Here is a 17,521-nt window from a genome sequence, read left to right as displayed (position 1 = left end):
CGCATTCGCGCTATTCACCGGGGCAGTCCATGCCGAATCATGTTAACCGTGATCCGCCATGAGCATGTCGCAGCCGACGTCGCGTACGTGCGGAATGCGAAACTGCCTGAGCTTGCGATACAGCGAAGCGCGGCAAATACCGAGTTCGCGCGAAGCCGCCGAAATATTCCAGCGACTCGCGGACAGTGCTCGCAGAATGTTGTCGCGTTCGCTCGGCGGCGCGACCGGTAGGCGCTGCGCTTCGGCATGACTTGCAGCGTAGGACGCGCCGGGCCTGGCATCATGCGACGCAGCGTACGGGTGAGGTGCTGCATGCAAGGCTGCATGAAGCGTCGAACGCAGACCGGTGCGAACCGTTATGCCTTTACCCGACTGCACGTTCGCCGGTAGATCGCCCGCGCGTATCAGGTCGCCGCTCTTTACCGCGCATGCATACTGGATTGCCGTGCGCATCTGGCGCAGGTTGCCAGGCCAGCGGCTATGCAAAAGAATCTCGCGCGCCTCACGGTCCACGTTGGCCTCGAGTGTCATGCCCGGCGCTTCGCCTTCCAAAATCGATTGCAGCAACCACGCGCGGTCGTGCCGTTCGCGCACCGGCGGCAGATGAACGATCCCGACGGCGATCCGGTAGTAGAGGTCTTCGCGGAACGTTCCTGCTTCGACATGTGACTCGATGTTTTGATGCGTTGCGCAGATCAATTGCAAATCGACTGCGATAGGCTCGGCCGAGCCAATCGGCGTCACTTCGCGCTCCGATAGCACGCGTAGCAAGCGGGTCTGCTGCGCGGCGGGCATATCGCCGATTTCGTCGAGGAACAGCGTGCCGCGATGCGCGAGCGCAACCTTGCCCTTCATTCCCGTCGATAGCGCGCCGGAGAATGCGCCGCGGGTATAGCCGAACAGTTCGCTCTCGATCAGGTTTTCAGGAATCGACCCGCAATTCACCGACACCATCGCCGCCTGCCGGCGATTACTGTAGCTGTGCAGTGCACGGGCGAGATACTCCTTGCCGGTGCCGGTTTCTCCGAGAATCAGAATGGGAAGTTGTCGGTCGATTAGCAGGCGGGCGCGCGATAGCGTAGCCAGCATCGTAGGATCATCGCCACATAGTCGGCCAAGAGGCAGCCCCGATGAGCGAGATGAGTCTGCACGGGCGCGGTCCAACGGGTCGTGGGCGGTCATGGCATCTCTCTTTATCTATCTGGTTGGCAGGGTCGGCCCGGCTTGTGACCCGGCGAATCGCACTAGGCTGCCAACGGTTTGTCTCCGAAACCAAGCATAGTGTGATTCATTAATAGTCTCCAATACATTATGATGCGACGACTGATACCGGTTAGGTATCAGTCGGATTCCTATTCGCAGACTTGGGGCAGCCAGGCATGGAACTGAGGCAAATACGCTATTTCGTTGTGCTCGCGGAGACCCTGCACTTCAGACGCGCTGCCGCGCTGCTTCATATTTCGCAGCCGCCGCTGTCGCGTCAGATTGCATTGCTCGAAGCGGAACTCGGCGTCGTGCTGCTGGATCGCACGCGCCGCAGCGTGCGGCTCTCGGCAGCGGGACTGCGTTTCTATCGTGATGCCAAGATGGTGATGGCCACCGTCGACCAGGCGCGCAGCCATGCACGCGCCGCCGACCTCGGCGAAGAGGGCACGCTGATGGCGGGTTTCATGTTCGCCGCCGCGTATAGCATCGTGCCGGTGCTGACACGTGCTTATGCGTCGGCCTTTCCGCGCGTCGAACTGAAACTCAGCGAGAGCATCCCCACTTTGCTGGTGGCCGAAATTCGCGCCGGCAAGGCCGACGTTGGCATCATGTATCCGTCTGATTCGGCGGTCGAGCTGGAGACTCGCACGATCTTCAGCGAGCAACTGGTCGCTGTGCTGCCCGAAGGACACCGGCTCGCCACGCGCGCGGCGATTTCGATCGCCGAGTTGCGCGACGAATGGTTCATCATCTCGCCGCATGCGGCATCGCCCTTCATCTACAACACGATTGTCGAGCACTGCCGGCGTTCCGGGTTTACGCCACGTGTCCGGCTCGAAACCAATTTCCAGCAGACCATTGTCAATCTCGTCGCGCAGCGGCTCGGCGTGGCGCTCGTGCATAGCTCGATGCGCAGCACCCATGCGGATAACGTCAAGTTCATGCCGCTGCTGCACGCGCCTTATGTTGACGTCGCGCTGGTATGGAGTCCCGATACCTTGAATCCGTGTGTTGCGCGCTTTGTCGATATCGCCGCGCAAATGGGGTTGGCCGGTACCAGGCCTGCCGGTTAGAGGTGACTTCTCACTACACCTGTCGCATAGCACGCGACAGATGTCTCGCATGCGACCGCGGCGTAATGCACGCGGAGGCTTGCCGTGCTTCGCGTCTCAAGCATTGCGCGCCAATGGCATTGAAGTTGCTAAATAGGGATGTCGTAATTACCTACACTTCCTATGACGTCAATGACAGAAGCTTTCCGCCATCCGGGCGCAGCCGCTTACCCGCGGGTGTTGGCCACGGTAGTGCGGGAGCCGCGCGAATTGCGCGTTGAAATACCCAGCGGACGAAACGCCGGCACGGTGCTGCGCGACCTGATGATGCGCCACGGTTTCTGCGGCGCGACTGGCCGCATCTGCAGCGGCACGGCGCGCGCGTTGCAGTACCACGTCGTCATCAAGGCGGCGCAGGGCGAGCGGCCCTACATCTACGGCAGCCCTACCATGGAGAACGACGAAGTCGCGTTGCTGCACGGCGCGGTAACGATCGGTAAGGACCGTGCGGGCTGCGTCGCGCTGCATTGTCACGGCGCGTTCGTCGGCGGAGACAAACGCCTGCACGGCGGCCACGTGATCCTCGATCGCCTCGAAGTGGGTAGAGAACCGCTGGTGCTCCGGCTCTGCGCGTTTTCGCATGGCGGTTTTACGCAGTACATCGACGAGGAAACCCGCTACACACTATTTGGCCCGACGGCGGAGGATGCGGCATGACTTCGCTATCCAACTCATCCGAGGTCAAGCTTGAAACAGGCAGTTACGGACGCACCGTGATTGCGCGCCTGAAGCCGAACGAGGACATCGTCGAATCGCTCGAACGCTTGTGTTCGCAATACGGCATTGGCCGCGCGGTGGTGCGCAGTGCGGTCGGCAGTTTGATCGACGGGCATCTGGCCAGCGGTACGGGCGCTTCGCTGGCCACGCAGATCGTGAAGGGGCCGGGCGTCGAGATCGTCGGGTTGTTCGGCGAAGTCGCGGGCGCCGCGCTGGGGCGAGACGACATGGGTACGACGGAGCTCACCGCCATCCTGTCGGGCACCGATAGCCAGGTGTTTGCCGGGCGCGTGGTGCGCGGCATGAATCTGTCGTTCATCACCGTGGAGGTGACGTTCCAGGAGTGGATCGCGGACACAACCGTCTAGGCAATGGCGGGCGGTGAATAGCCACCCGCCATGCGTTACGACAGACGCGCCGCCACGATGCGTCCCAACGTTTCGACACCGCAGCGAATCTGCGCCGTCGTCGCAGTGGTGAACGACAGCCGCAACGTATTGTGCTGCGGCTCGGCCGCATAGAACGCGGCGCCCGGCACGAACGCGACGCCGGCCTGCATCGCCGCTTCGAACAGGTCGAAGGCGCTCAGCTGCGACGGTAGCGTGACCCACAGGAACATGCCGCCTTCGGGCCGGCTCCATGTCACGCCCGGCGGCATGTGCATCCCGAGGCTCTCCAGCATCACCGCGCATTGCTCGCGATAACGGGCCTGCAATGCGTGCAGATGCGGCTCGAGAAAGCCCTCGGTGAAGACCTGGTGCGCGATCCGTTGGGTGAGCCCGGCGGTGTGCAGGTCGCTTGCCTGTTTCGCCTGCACGAGTTTGACCATCAGTTCTTCCGGTGCGATCAGGTAGCCTACGCGCAAACCCGGCGCCAGGATCTTTGAAAACGAACCGAGATAGACGACCGCGTCGGGCGCCATTGAATGAATCGACGGCAGTGGACCGCCTTCGTAGACCAGCTCGCCGTACGGATCATCTTCGACCACGAGCAAACCCGTTTCGAGCGACAGGCGTGCAAGTTGCCGGCGCCGTTCGAGCGGCAGCCGCCGTCCCGTCGGATTCTGAAAATTCGGTTGCGTGTACAACAGGCACGCGCCGCGCAATTGAGCCGGCGACAACAACTCGGGAATCAAACCGTCCGCGTCGCTCGCCAGTTGTTCGAAGTTCGGCTCGTATTGCGAGAACGCCTGCACCGCACCGAGATAGGTGGGTGTTTCGACCAGCACGCGGCTACCCTGGTCGATCAGCACGCGCGCCACCAGATCCAGCGCTTGCTGCGAACCGGTGGTGATCAGCACTTGTGACGCTCGCACCGGCGAACCGTTGCGCGTGAAGCGCTCGGCGATCGCTTCACGCAGCGGTGTGTAGCCTTCCGACGGGCCGTATTGCAGTGTGCCGATTGCGTCGGTGCTGAGAATGCGCTGCGTGACTTCGACAATGCGCGCGAGCGGCAGCGCATCGGGTGACGGCAGGCCGCCGGCGAATGAAATCATATCGGCGCGCTCGGTCACCTTGAGCAACTCCCTGAGCGCGGAATGCGTCATCTGCTGTGCACGTCTCGCCAGTTTCCAGCGGCCGACAGGCGGAATGTGTCTATCCATGGCTTCGGGCTCGAGATCGATGATGAGTGGGCAGGGCAAGCCGGCGGCGCCATGGCCGTTCGTTTCGCGGTGGCCCCGAAACGCTGATCCGGCAGGTTGACGCGCCCTCGCAGCAGGCTTGCGGCGCCGCTGCGAGGGCGTAGTGCGGCTGCGGCTGCGCGGTCGCTTCACCGCTTACCGCAGCGCTCGCGCCTAGTTGAACATCGCGCGCAGGTTGTCCATCGCCATCTTCAGGAAGTCGACCGCGAACTTGTCGAACGCGGGCTGATCCTTCGGGTCGCCTGAGCGTGCTTCGCCGGCGATCCGGTAGGTGGCGGTGCAGGCGTTATCGCCGCGCGGCACGACTTGCATCGACGCCCACATGTTGCCGATGTCGAACGTGGTGTAGATCAGCGTCCACGTCATCGTCATGTTCTGGTCATCGCGCGAATTGAGTTGCTCGACCACCAGATCGCCGCCGGCGAAGAACTTGTTGCGCAACGAGCGCAGTCCAGTCGCCGTACCGGTCATTTCGATACGCTCGAGGCCGGTGACGAAGCGGTTATAGCCGTCGAAGCGACCGACCGTTTCCCACACCTTGCGAGCCGGTGCGTTGAGTTCGGCGATTCCGGCATGGACGGTTGTGCCGAGGTTGTGGATCAACGTGTCGGGGCGCAGTTCGATCCGTACTTTCTGCTGCATGATGCTCTCCTTGAGGGTTGGGGTGACGCCTGGGTGAAGCCGGGATAAAGCGGGGGCAGTGCAAGGGTCAGGCCGATTGCGCGGCATCGTTCGACGCAATCTGTACGTCGGCGAGCTTCCTTTTCGTTGAAGCCGATGCAGAAGCCGGCGGCGGCACGGGCAGGAAGCCGCTCGTCACCAGATAGCCGAAATGCGCATCGAGCAACGCCGCGTCTTTCTCCGGATACGCGAGGCCGAGCCGGTCCAGCGTGGTGGCGGTGACGTGGTGTTCGATCCGTGCCATATCGCCGATGTCCTCCTGCGAGTCGTCGAGGTAGAACGCCACCACGTCGAACAGCGCATTGGATTCGTCGATCGACATCAGGCGGTCGCGCCATACGGCGGGATCTTCGAGCGCGAGCAGGTAGCCGAGGCGCGACAACGTGCCGAGGTAGCCTTCCCACGTCAGCGGTTGTGGGTTCTGGAAGTGAAAGGCTCGCTGTTCGCGCTGCGGATCGATGCTGCAAAGCACGATCGCGCGGGCGAGGAAATCGACGGGGCTGAAATCGAACGCAGTGTCGCCGGCCGGTGCGAAGCCGAGTTGCAGCGAGCCCTTCACGAGCAGCAGCACGCGGTTGCGATCCGGCAGGCACAGCCCACTGCGCGCGACGCCTGTAATGTTGCCGGGCCGTAGAATCGTCGCGTCGATGCCGCGTTGCGCCGCCTCCCAGACCAGATGCTCGGAAACCCATTTCGTCACGTTGTAGCCGTTGTTGACGAACGCGGGCGCGTCGAGCGACGGACCGTCTTCGATCAGCTTGCCGTCGCTGTCGGTCGCGCTCGCCGCCGACAGCGTCGAGACGAAATGCAGCGACTTGTTGCGCCGCTCGCACGCGAGCCGTAGCAACTCGAGCGTCGAAGCCACATTCGCGCGATACAGGAACGGGTAGTCGTACACGTGATTGACGTGCGCGCCGTTGTGATAGATCGCGTCGATACGCTCGGCGAGTTGCTGCCAGGTGTCCTTCGACAAACCAAGGCGGTCTTCGGCAAGGTCTCCGGTGACGACCTTCAGGCGTGGATGACCGGCGAGCGCGGGCAGGCCGTTCGTGCGGAACGCCGTGTCGAGGCGCGCGCGACCCTCTTCGTCGTTCTTCGCACGAATCAGGCACCACACAGTCGCATCGGTTTGCTCGATCAGTTCGGCGGCGATGAAGCTGCCGAGAAAACCGTTCGCGCCGGTCAGCAGCACATTGGCCAGGTTGCGCGGATCGGGCCGTAAGCCGTCGAGCGGCCGGATCTCGTCTGGCAGACGCATGTCGGCGAACACGCGCGGCGGAATCCGGTCGCCCTTCTTGCGATCACGGTCGGTGAGCAGCGACGCCAGCGCTTCGATGGTCGGCCGTTCCATGAAGCGCGCAAGCGGCGCATTGCCGGCCATCTGCCGCTTGACGGCGAGCATCAGGCGCGACACCAGCAGCGAGTGACCGCCGAGATCGAAGAACGAATCGTGACGGCCGATTTCCGGTTCGTCGAGATCGAGCAGCGTGGCCCACAACGCGCGCAACTGACGCTCGGTCGGGTTCGCGGGTTCGCCGTCGCGCGCTGCCGCAGCGGCGCGTTGCGACGGAATCTGCGCGAGCGCGCCGCGGTCGATCTTGCCGTTGTTGGTGGCCGGCAGCGCGTCGAGCTCAATCGCTTCGTGCGGCAGCATGTAGTCGGGCAATTTAACGGCGAGCGCGGCACGCAAGGCGTCGGCCGTGACGGTTTCGTCGCGCGGTTTGCTGACGAAGATGCGAATCCGTTTGCGTTCGTCGACGACGCACGCGCACTGGCTGAATAGATTCGTGGCGAGCGCGGCGTTTTCGATTTCGCCGAGTTCAACCCGAAAGCCGCGGATCTTCACTTGCGCATCGCGCCGGCCGATGAAATGCAGTGCGCCCTGCTTGTCCCATTGCACGATGTCGCCGGAGCGGTACAGCGTTTCGTTGTGCGCGTTCGGCCACACGCCGTCGGCGCTCGCGTACGGATTCGGCACGAAGCGCTCGCGGCTCAGATCGGCGCGGCGCAGGTAACCGTCGGCAACGCCCGCGCCCGCCACGCACAGCTCGCCTGCTTCGCCGGTGCGCACCGGATGACCGCTTTCGTCGAGCACGTAGCAGCGGACATTCGCGGTCGGGCGACCGATCATGCGGTTGTTGTCGCTGGCTTGCAGCCGCGCGATCGTGACCAGCACCGTGCATTCCGCCGGGCCGAAGATGTTGTGGAACTGACGCGTCGCGCCAAACCGCGCAATGGTCTCCGGAAAGCAGATGTCGCCGCCAGTCAGCAGATGCTTCAGATCGGGCCAGTCGGCGGGTGGCATGACGGCCAGCAGGGCGGGTGGCAGGAATGCATGCGTGAGACGCCGCTCGGCGATCAGGCGGCTCAGATCGTCGAGGGCGTGACGCTGCTCTTCAGTCGGAATCACCAGCGTCGAGCCCGCGAGGAAGGTCGGGAAGATGTCGAGCAGCGACACGTCGAACGCAACCGTGCAGAACTGCAGCACGCGCGAAGCGGCGTTCAACTCGATGTAATCGCGGTACCAGTGGCAGAAGTGCACGATGTTGCGATGCGTGAGCATCACGCCCTTCGGCACGCCGGTCGAACCCGATGTGAAGATCGTGATCGCGCAGCGGCGCAGACGGTCGGGATCCGCTTCGACGGGCCATGCGGCGCGCTGAATATCGACGCCCGCCGCATCGAGTTGCGTGAGGCGCACGATGCTCACCGGCAGACCGTGCAGCGCGGCGGCGTCGAACGTGTCGTCGGTGATCAGGCAATCCGCGTGCGATTGCTCCAGAATCAACCGCACCCGCTCCGCCGGGAACGACGGATCGAGCGGCAGGTACGCCGCGCCCGAGCCGATCGCACCGAGTATCGCAACGTACAACAGCGACGATTTGCGCAGTCGCACCGCAATCACGCGCGGGATGGGCTCCGCCTCTGCCGCAAGGACCCCGGGCGCCGGCGCCCCGGCTGCCAGTTGACCGGCCAGCTTCATTGCCGCGCCGACGAACGTGCGGTAAGTGACCGTACCGTGTTCATCGTGTAGCGCAATCGCCTCCGGCGTGGCGCGTGCGGTGCGCGACACCATTTCCGGCAGCGACGGATCGAGCTCGAATGGCCGTGCGGTCTGGTTGGTCGCATGCCAGCCCGCCAACGCACGAAGGTCGAGCGTGAGTGCACCGCCCTGGTCCGCGGCGGCTAAGGTCGGCAGTACGTTTTCGTTCAACGCATCGCGTCCAAGGAGGCTGACGATTTCAGCGAACAGCTCTTCGGCCGTTGCTTCGATTTCGGCGACCATGTCCGCGCCGCACAGCGTCGGCGTCAGTTCGATCGCACGGCCGGCGATTTGCCGAACGGCGCCAGCGCGGTCCTGCGAGCGCCATTCGATCGATACCGTCGCGGGCGGCAACGTCGTGGACGTCGCGTGAAATTCGAGCGTGCGGCCGGCGTGATAGCGCGCGTCGCCGGCACGCTCGGCTGTACCGCAGCGCACCCGCCATTCGACCGCGAGCGGCGCGGCGGCCGCGTGGGCCGTCCCGGGTTCCGCGATGCCGAGCACCTGCGCCATGTCGAGCAACGGACCCGGCTGCGTGTCGGCCGCCTGCACCATGTGGCCGACGTCGTGCAACAGCGCAAGCAGATTTGCGCCGAGCCGGTTATTGCCGCTGACGGCAAAAGTTAAGGTTCTCATGCACCGCTCCTCACAGGTACGCGGCAATTGCCGCGCACGTGGGTTCGTGTTCCAGCAATCCCGCCATCTTCAGAAACTTGCGGATATTGACGATCATCGGATGCGTACTGGTGATCGGATAAGCGCCGACCATGTCGTTCGCGATCTGCTCGCGGCTCGCCTGCGGCAGATCGAGTGAAGCGATCAGACGGCGGTCGAATTCGAGCTGCAACTCGTTGGTCAGGTACTCCTTGAGGAAGTACGGCAGGCCGAGGCCGAGCGCGATCCGCGCCGGCTCGCCGATCTGCGACCAGTAGAGCTTGACGAGGTTGATCCAGAACACCGAATGACGGCCTTCGTCGGCAAGGTGATCGGCCATCACGCCTTTGACCGAGCGCTTGAGCGTGGCGTCGCGCGAGAACGCCGCGACCTCGGCGGTCACGGTGTTCTCCGATATCGCGACCGCCAGCAATTCCATACCGGCGGCATACTCAGCCGGCACGTAGGCGATCGCTCGCGGAATCGCACGCGACAACTCGATCTCCTTGTTCTGCTCGATTGGCGCGATGCCCGTGTTGCGCTCGACCTGGTCGAGATAGTCCATCGCGACGTACGCGTGATAGTGCTCGTCGATCACCACCGACATCGCATCGCTCTTGCATGCAAACGGGAAGTCGAACGGAAAGCGGCTCTTGGCGATTGCGAGCGCGGTCCGGTTGACGATCTCCGTTTCGAAGATGATCACGTCGTTGATGTACTTGTAGAAGCTCTGCAACAGGATGTAGTCCTGCACACGCGAACCCGCGTCGACGATGGTGGGGTGCGCGTAGAGCGGCTGACGTTCGATCGGGTAGTAACTGAGCGCGTCGTCTTCGACGATGCGCCGGGGACGCGAGCGGATCGTCGCGCGCTGTTCCCACTGATCCGCGTGACTGACGTAACTCTGGAGTGACATCATGGCCATTGCCTCAGAAGAGTATTTGAACCGGAAGACGCGGACGCCCGGCAGTCGTACTGCCGCCTTGGGCGCCGGCGCCGGAACTCAGGCAGCGATCGCGTCTTTCTGGGCGATCAGATGCGCGTGCAGCCCGTCCCATAGGCGCAGCCTTTCGTCGATCGCGGCAACGCCCGCTTCGAGCGCTTCGCGCAACTTGCGTTCGTCTCCGCCGGCGCCCTCGGCGATCATTGCGCGCGCGGCCGGGCCGTGTTCTCCCGAATCCACTTCGATGTGACGGTCGAGGTAGTAACTCAGCAGCGGCACGCTGGCGCGCTCGATCTTCCAGCCGGCGAGCAGCGTGCGGAACATGTCGGGAATCGCGTTTTCGCGACCGTAGAAAAAGTTGCCGAGCACTTGATGCGTCGCGCCTTCATAGCAGGTCGCGAAGGTCGAGCTGACGAAGCGGATCACCGGCGCGGGGGCTTCGACAGTGCTGAGCGCGCTATGAACGCTGGCGCCCTTTGACAGCAAGCCGATCATCCGGTCGATGCGCTCGGTGCTCGCGCCAACATCGCGCATGGCGTGCAGATACAGGTCGAAGTGGCTCATGTGGCCCTTCGGCGTTTCGTCGCATTCCTCGCCGAGCACGATCTCGTTGATCAGCCGTGCGGCGTTCGCATTGCGAGGAGCGATCCACGGCAGCGTGATGGTCGTCAGATCGGCCTGCAGACGTTTGACGAGCGACATGAAATCCCATACGGCGAACACGTGCCACTCCATGAAGGTGCGCAGACCCTGAAGGGTTTCGATCGAGTGAAAGATGGGGTGATGGGCGAGCGCCGCATGTTGTTTTTCGAGCTGCGCTTCGAGTTTCTCAATGCTGTTCACGATAGTCGTCCTCAGTATGTTTCTCAGGTATCGATAAGGAAATACGACAGCGGGGGGCAACCGTCGTCGCGGAATCAATAATGCAAATTCAATGCCAATCGTGAGAGTGCATTTAATAAGGTTTTTTGTTTAAAACCGGGGATTTTTGTGAACAGGTGGTATTTCAGGTGTCGTGTGTTTTAAACACGTGTCGCGGAGATATGCGTGGCGGATTTGTAATTTGCAGATTGGGAAAATAGAGAGATCTTTTTATTTCTATGCTTATGGCATGAATTTAGGCCATAAAGGCATTCAGGAAGAGACTTTGGGGTAATTTTTTTGGAAGACTGATGCGTATTGGATTTATAAAAATCACCCCCTTCGAGGTGATTTTTATAATTTATGCGTGTTGATTATATCTGGATGGGAATTATTTAAATAATTTACCGTCCGGATGGTCGGATCAATATCTGGGAATGTCGATTTTTTATTCGACCGCTATTGGGTCAATTCATAAGACGGTCGTCACTGTGTCGTACGCGGATCTCGGCGCGCTCCTCAATCGGCTAGTAGCCGCTTCACACCCTCGCCGGCTTCATGGCGAAGCGCGTCGAGATCGAGGCCCGGAATCACGCCGTTGTCCACCACCACGCGGCCGTTCACCACGTTGTAGCGCACACGCGCCGGTTCGCCCGCCGTCACGGGCGCCACCGCCAGATCGTGAAAACCGTTGAAGCGCAGATCCCTCACGTCGTAGAGCACGAAGTCCGCCGCCTTGCCCACTTCGAGCGTACCGACCGCGTCGAGACCGAGCACGCCCGCACCGCCCGCGCTGCCCCAATGAATCGTTTCTTCGACCGTGGTGGCCGCCGCGCCCTGGGCCGCGCGATGAACGAGCCACGCGAAATGCGCTTCGTTGGTCATGCTGCCGGATTCGTTCGACGCCACGCCGTCCACGGCCAGCGACATCGGCACGCCGGCAGCGGCCATTTGCGGCGCGGGGGCGATACCGCTGCCGAGTCGCGCATTGCTGACCGGACAATGCGAGCAACCGCTGCCGGTTTCCGCGAGCAGGGCGATCTCGCTGGGCTGCAGATGCACCAGATGCGCGAACCACACATCGGGGCCGAGCCATTCGTGATCGGCGACGAACTCGACCGGTAGCTTGTTGAAGCGCTCCTTGCAGAAGTCGACATAGCGGGTCGTCTCCGATAGATGCGTATGCAACCTCAGGCCCATCCGACGAGCCGCCCGCGCGACTTCCGGCAGCAACTCGGGGGGCAGGGAGAACGTCGGCGTGGTGGGCGCGACGACGACGCGGCGCATCGAAGCATCGCCCGCATCGTGATAGCGCGCCTTCAAACGCTCGATGTCGGCCAACATCTGATCGAGCGTTTCCGGTTTGAGCGCGAGCTTGGAAAAACCGGGGTGATCGCCTGCCGCCTGCAAAGCGCCACCGCGGCACAACACGAAGCGCATGCCGAACGACGCCGCTTCGTCGAACAGCAGATCGCCGGTTTCGGTGCTGCCTTCCGCGTGATAGAGGTAGTGGTGATCGGCGCAGGTCGTCACGCCGGAGAGCAGCAGTTCGGCCATGCCGAGACGCGCGGCGACGCGCGCCAGATCCGGCGTGAAGCGCGCGAGGCGTGGGTACGGCACGGCGGCAAGCCATTCCTGCAAATCCGCATTGATGCCGGACGGCACCGCCTTCAGCAGGTTCTGGAACAGATGGTGGTGGGTATTCACCCAGCCCGGATAGACGACGCAGGACCGTGCGTCGATCACGCGTTCGTCGGCGCGAGGAGTGAGATTCGCCGCGATGGTCTCGATCCGGCCGTTGCGGATTCGCAGATCGACCTGGCCTAAACGCGCGCGGTCTCCGTTCATGCCGCTCATCACGGCGACAGGGTTCTTGATCAGCAACGCTTCAGTTTGCATGCTCATGATTCAATGTCCTTTCAGTTACCGCGAAGCGGCCGCGCGCGTTTTGCCGCGCATGAAACCCGTACGAGCGCCGCGCGGAGGTCGACCGTCTATTCGCGAACCATGTTGTGGGCGGGCACGACTTCTTCTTCATGCGCGCCGTTGAGCACCGCGTTCAGCACGACGGAGACGAGGCACGCCAGTACCACGCCGCTATGCAGAAACGGTTGCGTCCAGTCGGGCATGTGTTTGAAAACCTGCGGCGCCATGACCGGAATCAGCGCCGTGGCGATCGTGAAACCGACGATCAGCACGTTGTAGCGATTGCGCTCGAAGTCCACCTTCGCCAGCGTCTGCACGCCGGCTGCGACCACCACGCCGAACATCGCGATGCCGGCGCCGCCGAGCGCTGCCGACGGCGTCGAGGCCACCACCGCGCCGATCTTCGGCACCAGCGCCACCACGCACATCAGCAGACCGCTGATCGCCACCACCCAACGGCTGCGTACGCCCGTCAGAATGACGAGCCCGACGTTCTCCATGAACGCGATGAACGGAAACGCCGCGAACATGCCCGCAATCGCGCTCGCCAGACCGTTGGCGCGCATGCCTCGCACGACGTCGTCCTCGCTGACTTCCTTATCGACGATATCGCCGATCGCGACGAACAGGCCCATCGATTCGACCATCTGTACGACCATGACAACGATCATCGTCAGCACGGGGACCAGCGAGAACACGGGCGTGCCGAAGTGGAACGGCAGCGGCATCGTGAACCACGGCGCGGCGCCTACGCTCGCGAAGTTGCCCATGCCGAGCGAACAAGCCAGAATGCCGCCCGCGATCAAGCCGATCAGCACCGACAGATTGCGCAGGAACGGTCCGGCGAAGCGGTTGATTCCGAGAATCACGATCGCGACGAACAGCGTGACGCTGAGAAAGGGCAACGCGCCGAACTGCTGCTGCGCGGCCTCGCCGCCGCCCGCCCATTGATACGCGACAGGGAATAACTGCAAGCCGATCACGGTTACGATGCAGCCCGTCACCACGGGCGGGAAAAATCGTCGTAAGCGTCCGACCAATGGCGCGGCGAACATCGTGAAGAGACCCGCGCCGATCACCGCGCCGCATACGCCGGCAAAGCCGACGCCGGGACTCGTGCCGATCGCGATCACCGGGCCGACGCTGCTGAACGCGACGCCTTGCAGAATCGGCAGACGCACGCCGAACTTCCAGAAGCCGACAGTTTGCAGGATCGTCGAGATGCCCGAGCAAAACAGGGCCGTGCTGATCAGCACGGTCGTGTCGGCCGGCGACATCTTCAAGGCCGACGCAACGATTAGCGGCACCGCAATAGCGCCGATATAAGCCACCAGCATGTGCTGCAAACCCAGCGTGATCATCTGGCGCTTCGGCAGGATTCGATCGACGGGGTGTAGGGCGGTGTTCATGGCGTGTCTCCCATGCAAGAGGGATGCTGCGATTGTGGTTGTCGATCGGCGCGCGAGGTCATGCCGCACGGCGCTGGCCGTGCAGTCGTGGTTCACGCGTCGGTCGGATCTCCCGTCAGGCCGCAACCGGCACGGCAAGACAGGCGTGGAAGCGGTCGGTCAGCGCGGCGCGATCGAGATCGCGGCCGATGAATACGATGCGGCATGAGCGTGGTTCGCTGCCCCACACTTGCGCCGCGCGCAGTTCGATGACGTTGTGCACGCCCTGCAGCACATAGCGGTGCGACTGGCCTTGCACGGCGAGAATGCCTTTCATCCGGAACAGGTTGGCGGCGTCGGCGTCGCGCAGTTCGGCGAGCCAGGTTTGCAGCGCGTCGAGGTCGATGTCGGCGTCGACTTCGATGCCGACCGAGGAGACGCTTTCGTCGTGCTGGTGGTCGGCATGTTCGTGTTCGTGGTGGTCTGCGTGCGCCTGATGCGTGTCGTGCGCGTGCTCGTCTTCATGCAAACCGTCGGACTCGACCAGAATCTGCGAGAACTCGTTCGCGCCCACGCCGAGAATCCTGTCCAGATCGATTTGCGCGTAGCTCGATTCGACGATCTCCGCCGTCGCGTTGAGTCCGCGAATGCGCTGCGTTAGCGACGCAATATCGTCGGGGCCGACCAGATCCACCTTGTTGATCACGATCCGATCCGCGCACACGATCTGATCGACCGCCTGGTTGTCGCTGCCGTCCAGCACCAGATCGTCCAGATGCGCGGCGATATGCTTCGCGTCGACCATCGTGACGACGGCGTCCAACGTCACCTGCTTCGCAATCGGATCGTCGAGAAAGAAGGTCTGTGCCACGGGATACGGATCGGCAAGCCCGCTCGTTTCGACGATGATGTGATCGAGCCGGTCCGGCCTTTCCACCAGCATCCGCACGATCCGCACCAGATCCTCGCGCACCGCGCCGACGCAGCACACGCAACCATTGGTCATTTCGTAGATCTCTTCGGTCGATTCGAGCACGAGGCCACCGTCTATCCCGATCTCGCCGAACTCGTTTTCGATCACTGCGATCTTGCGGCCGTGCTTTTCGCGCAGGATGTAGTTGAGCAGCGTGGTCTTGCCGGCGCCGAGAAAGCCGGTCAGCACCGTGACGGGGATTTTCTCGATGTCGTTGTGGGTGGTGTGAATGTGATTCATGACTCTTCTCCGTGTCGTCGTTCGTGCTGCGGTTCGGCTATCAGGCGGGTTTCGGTGCGGGTGCGGGTGCGACTGCGGGTGTTTCAACTTCTCGCCAGCGTTTGACGGTGCCCGCTTCGAGACCGAACAGATCCAGCATACGGCCTAGCGTGTGGTCGATCATCTGGTCGAGCGAAGCCGGGCGCGCGTAAAACGCCGGTACGGGTGGCGCGACGATCGCGCCCATTTCGGTGACGCCAGTCATGTTGCGCAGATGGGCCAGCGTGTACGGCGTTTCGCGCGCCAGCAGCACGAGCGGTCGACGTTCCTTCAACGTGACGTCGGCGGCGCGTGAAATCAGTGTCGATGACATGCCGCTGGCGATTTCGGCGAGCGTCTTCATCGAACACGGCGCGACGATCATGCCCATCGAGCGGAATGAGCCGCTGGACATGGCCGCGGCCATGTCGTCGCAACGATAGGTGGCGCTGGCGAGTGCGCTCACGTCGGCGAGCTTGTAGTCGGTTTCGTGCGTCATCGTGAGTAACGCGCTGCGTGAGACCGTCAGATGCGTTTCGATATCGAGCTCACGCAGCAATTGCAGTAGACGCACGCCGTAGATAAACCCGGACGCGCCGCTAATGCCGACTACCAGCCGCCGCGTGCTCATCGTTGTGCTCCGGCGGCGCGAGCCAGGATGTCTACGGCGCGTTGCGCCGCGTGTTCGCTGATCTGCGCGCGGATGCCGTCGAACTGCGAGCCGCGCGTTGCGTCGATCCCCATGCGCGACGTCGTGCCCGCCGCCGACGATGAAGGATCGAGCGGACTGCCCGGCAAGCCGTCGACGATAAACACGTCCTGGTGCGGCTGGAAGTGCGTCGCGATGGCCCACAGCACCTGCGAGTCGTTGGTGATGTCGATATCGCTGTCCACCGCGACGACGTTCTTCAGGTACGGGTCCCAGCCGAGCAGCGCGAGCATGATCTGACGCGCTTCGCCGTCGCGTGTCTGATTCAGTGCCACGTAGCAGTGAAAGTGCGTGCCCGAGTTCGGGTAGTGCAGCGCGGTGACGGACGGAAAGCGCGCCTTCAGCTTTTCGCTCATCTCTGCTTCGCGGGGCAGGCGGGCCAGCGTTAGATGCTCGGCGTAGGGACCGCCGACTACGTCGACGAGCCACGCGTCGTTGCGTCTCATCATCGTGTCGACGCGCAACACATTGTTGGTCGAGCGATCCGACGAATAGCCGGTGAATTCGCCGAACGGGCCTTCTTCGGCATGCGCGTCGGGATCGATCGTGCCTTCCAGCACGAACTCGGCCGATGCAGGCACGCCAATGCCATAGCGCGGCGTGCGCACCAGCTCCAGCGGTGCGCCGAACAGAGCGCCTGCAATGGCGCGCTCATCCGTGCCGAACGGAACGCGCGCGGCGGCGGCCAGCATGAACAACGGATGCGCGCCGATCACCATCGCGACCTTCAACGTGTCGCCGCGTGCTTTGGCGGTTTGCAACATGCGCCAGAGGTGGCCACGCGAATGCAGGCTGGTGGCGAGTGCATTGCGCGCGTGCCGCATCGAGCGGTGATAGCTGAGATTGGCGACGCCGGTGATCGGGTCTTCGGCGACGATCACCGCGTTGGTGATGTACGGGCCGCGGTCGGTGTCGAAGTGACGGATCATCGGCAACTGCGCGAGATCGACGGCGTCGCCTTCTATGACCTGATCGAGAACGGGACCACTGGAAACATATACGGGTGCAATCGGCGCATTGGCACGCTGCTGATACGCATCGAACAAACCGGATGCGTCGATATCGAAGAGCCGCGCAATGCGTGTGCGTGAGGCAAAGAAATTGGTGACGAGGGTTGTGGAAATTCCATCGACGTGGTCGCAGACCAGCATCGGATGTTGTCCACGTGTCGCAAGTTCCGCGACGACGGCCGTCACGTCCTGATCGGCTGAAAGCGGCTGCGTGAGCGTCAATACATCGTCGGGATAGTGCTCGCGATACGCAAGCGCAAAGCGATGGAAATCCTGCGTGGCGCGGAAGAGGTTATCCGCCATAGTGAACTCCGTCCAAAGCGAAAGCTAAAACTTGAGCGATAACGAAAACGAAAGAGGACACCGTGTGCGAGGCAGGAGCGGTGAAAATCGCGCCC

At 62.8% G+C, this 17,521-nt stretch carries 14 protein-coding genes; 3 read left to right on the top strand and 11 right to left on the bottom strand.

The annotated features are described in order from the left end of the window. Positions 1-42: 42 nt before the first annotated feature. Positions 43-1,182, bottom strand: a complete 1,140-nt coding sequence (locus FA94_RS34320) for a sigma-54-dependent Fis family transcriptional regulator (RefSeq protein WP_035560229.1) — start codon at positions 1,180-1,182, stop codon at positions 43-45. 197 nt (positions 1,183-1,379) lie between these two features. On the opposite strand from FA94_RS34320, the gene FA94_RS34315 reads away from it, so the two are divergent. From FA94_RS34315 to FA94_RS34305, 3 genes are all read left to right on the top strand, one after another. After that, positions 1,380-2,279 carry a LysR family transcriptional regulator gene (locus tag FA94_RS34315; protein WP_035560226.1) on the top strand — a complete coding sequence of 300 codons (900 nt, stop codon included), beginning with the start codon at positions 1,380-1,382 and terminating at the stop codon, positions 2,277-2,279. 171 nt (positions 2,280-2,450) lie between these two features. Continuing rightward, complete coding sequence (locus FA94_RS34310) at positions 2,451-2,975, top strand: hypothetical protein (RefSeq protein ID WP_051981075.1); 525 nt, start codon at positions 2,451-2,453, stop codon at positions 2,973-2,975. Continuing rightward, positions 2,972-3,403 (top strand): PPC domain-containing DNA-binding protein, encoded by a 432-nt coding sequence (locus FA94_RS34305; RefSeq protein ID WP_035560223.1) that lies wholly within the window; start codon positions 2,972-2,974, stop codon positions 3,401-3,403. The genes FA94_RS34310 and FA94_RS34305 overlap by 4 nt, the downstream gene beginning before the upstream one ends. 35 nt (positions 3,404-3,438) lie before the next feature. Here the strand turns inward: FA94_RS34305 and FA94_RS34300 are convergent, their stop codons facing one another. The 10 genes from FA94_RS34300 to FA94_RS34255 form a co-directional block, all read right to left on the bottom strand. Beyond that, a complete protein-coding gene (locus tag FA94_RS34300) occupies positions 3,439-4,638 on the bottom strand; it encodes an aminotransferase-like domain-containing protein (protein WP_035560220.1) in 1,200 nt (399 codons plus the stop codon). A gap of 192 nt (positions 4,639-4,830) precedes the next feature. Then, complete coding sequence (locus FA94_RS34295; RefSeq protein ID WP_035560216.1) at positions 4,831-5,319, bottom strand: SRPBCC family protein; 489 nt, start codon at positions 5,317-5,319, stop codon at positions 4,831-4,833. Between the two features lie 67 nt (positions 5,320-5,386). Beyond that, positions 5,387-9,037: an amino acid adenylation domain-containing protein gene (locus tag FA94_RS34290; RefSeq protein ID WP_035560213.1), complete on the bottom strand. Its 3,651-nt coding sequence runs from the start codon at positions 9,035-9,037 to the stop codon at positions 5,387-5,389. A 10-nt stretch (positions 9,038-9,047) separates the two neighbouring features. After that, positions 9,048-9,974, bottom strand: a complete 927-nt coding sequence (locus FA94_RS34285) for a diiron oxygenase (RefSeq protein WP_035563951.1) — start codon at positions 9,972-9,974, stop codon at positions 9,048-9,050. 84 nt (positions 9,975-10,058) lie between these two features. Next, positions 10,059-10,841 carry a DUF3050 domain-containing protein gene (locus FA94_RS34280; RefSeq protein ID WP_035560210.1) on the bottom strand — a complete coding sequence of 261 codons (783 nt, stop codon included), beginning with the start codon at positions 10,839-10,841 and terminating at the stop codon, positions 10,059-10,061. Between the two features lie 537 nt (positions 10,842-11,378). Next, positions 11,379-12,758, bottom strand: coding sequence for an isoxanthopterin deaminase (locus tag FA94_RS34275; protein ID WP_494471397.1), 1,380 nt, complete (start codon positions 12,756-12,758; stop codon positions 11,379-11,381). A gap of 95 nt (positions 12,759-12,853) precedes the next feature. Then, complete coding sequence (locus tag FA94_RS34270; RefSeq protein WP_035560204.1) at positions 12,854-14,194, bottom strand: nucleobase:cation symporter-2 family protein; 1,341 nt, start codon at positions 14,192-14,194, stop codon at positions 12,854-12,856. 115 nt (positions 14,195-14,309) lie between these two features. Further along, positions 14,310-15,386 carry a CobW family GTP-binding protein gene (locus tag FA94_RS34265; protein WP_035560202.1) on the bottom strand — a complete coding sequence of 359 codons (1,077 nt, stop codon included), beginning with the start codon at positions 15,384-15,386 and terminating at the stop codon, positions 14,310-14,312. A gap of 40 nt (positions 15,387-15,426) precedes the next feature. Beyond that, a complete protein-coding gene (locus FA94_RS34260; protein ID WP_051981073.1) occupies positions 15,427-16,035 on the bottom strand; it encodes a UbiX family flavin prenyltransferase in 609 nt (202 codons plus the stop codon). Further along, positions 16,032-17,426 carry a UbiD family decarboxylase gene (locus FA94_RS34255; RefSeq protein ID WP_035560199.1) on the bottom strand — a complete coding sequence of 465 codons (1,395 nt, stop codon included), beginning with the start codon at positions 17,424-17,426 and terminating at the stop codon, positions 16,032-16,034. The genes FA94_RS34260 and FA94_RS34255 overlap by 4 nt, the downstream gene beginning before the upstream one ends. Positions 17,427-17,521 lie beyond the last annotated feature (95 nt).

Origin of the sequence: Burkholderia sp. 9120, assembly GCF_000745015.1 — a bacterium.
In the GTDB taxonomy this organism is placed as follows: domain Bacteria; phylum Pseudomonadota; class Gammaproteobacteria; order Burkholderiales; family Burkholderiaceae; genus Paraburkholderia.
The sequence above is the reverse complement of the archived record's forward strand: the minus strand, read 5'-3'. Positions and strand labels throughout refer to the sequence as shown.

Coding starts and splice junctions, on each gene's coding strand:
- FA94_RS34315 (WP_035560226.1), top strand. CDS start 1,380: ATGGAACTGAGGCAAATACGCTATTTCGTTGTGCTCGCGGAGACCCTG.
- FA94_RS34255 (WP_035560199.1), bottom strand. CDS start 17,426: ATGGCGGATAACCTCTTCCGCGCCACGCAGGATTTCCATCGCTTTGCG.
- FA94_RS34300 (WP_035560220.1), bottom strand. CDS start 4,638: ATGGATAGACACATTCCGCCTGTCGGCCGCTGGAAACTGGCGAGACGT.
- FA94_RS34310 (WP_051981075.1), top strand. CDS start 2,451: ATGACAGAAGCTTTCCGCCATCCGGGCGCAGCCGCTTACCCGCGGGTG.
- FA94_RS34290 (WP_035560213.1), bottom strand. CDS start 9,037: ATGAGAACCTTAACTTTTGCCGTCAGCGGCAATAACCGGCTCGGCGCA.
- FA94_RS34260 (WP_051981073.1), bottom strand. CDS start 16,035: ATGAGCACGCGGCGGCTGGTAGTCGGCATTAGCGGCGCGTCCGGGTTT.
- FA94_RS34320 (WP_035560229.1), bottom strand. CDS start 1,182: ATGACCGCCCACGACCCGTTGGACCGCGCCCGTGCAGACTCATCTCGC.
- FA94_RS34305 (WP_035560223.1), top strand. CDS start 2,972: ATGACTTCGCTATCCAACTCATCCGAGGTCAAGCTTGAAACAGGCAGT.
- FA94_RS34295 (WP_035560216.1), bottom strand. CDS start 5,319: ATGCAGCAGAAAGTACGGATCGAACTGCGCCCCGACACGTTGATCCAC.
- FA94_RS34270 (WP_035560204.1), bottom strand. CDS start 14,194: ATGAACACCGCCCTACACCCCGTCGATCGAATCCTGCCGAAGCGCCAG.
- FA94_RS34285 (WP_035563951.1), bottom strand. CDS start 9,974: ATGATGTCACTCCAGAGTTACGTCAGTCACGCGGATCAGTGGGAACAG.
- FA94_RS34275 (WP_494471397.1), bottom strand. CDS start 12,758: ATGCAAACTGAAGCGTTGCTGATCAAGAACCCTGTCGCCGTGATGAGC.
- FA94_RS34265 (WP_035560202.1), bottom strand. CDS start 15,386: ATGAATCACATTCACACCACCCACAACGACATCGAGAAAATCCCCGTC.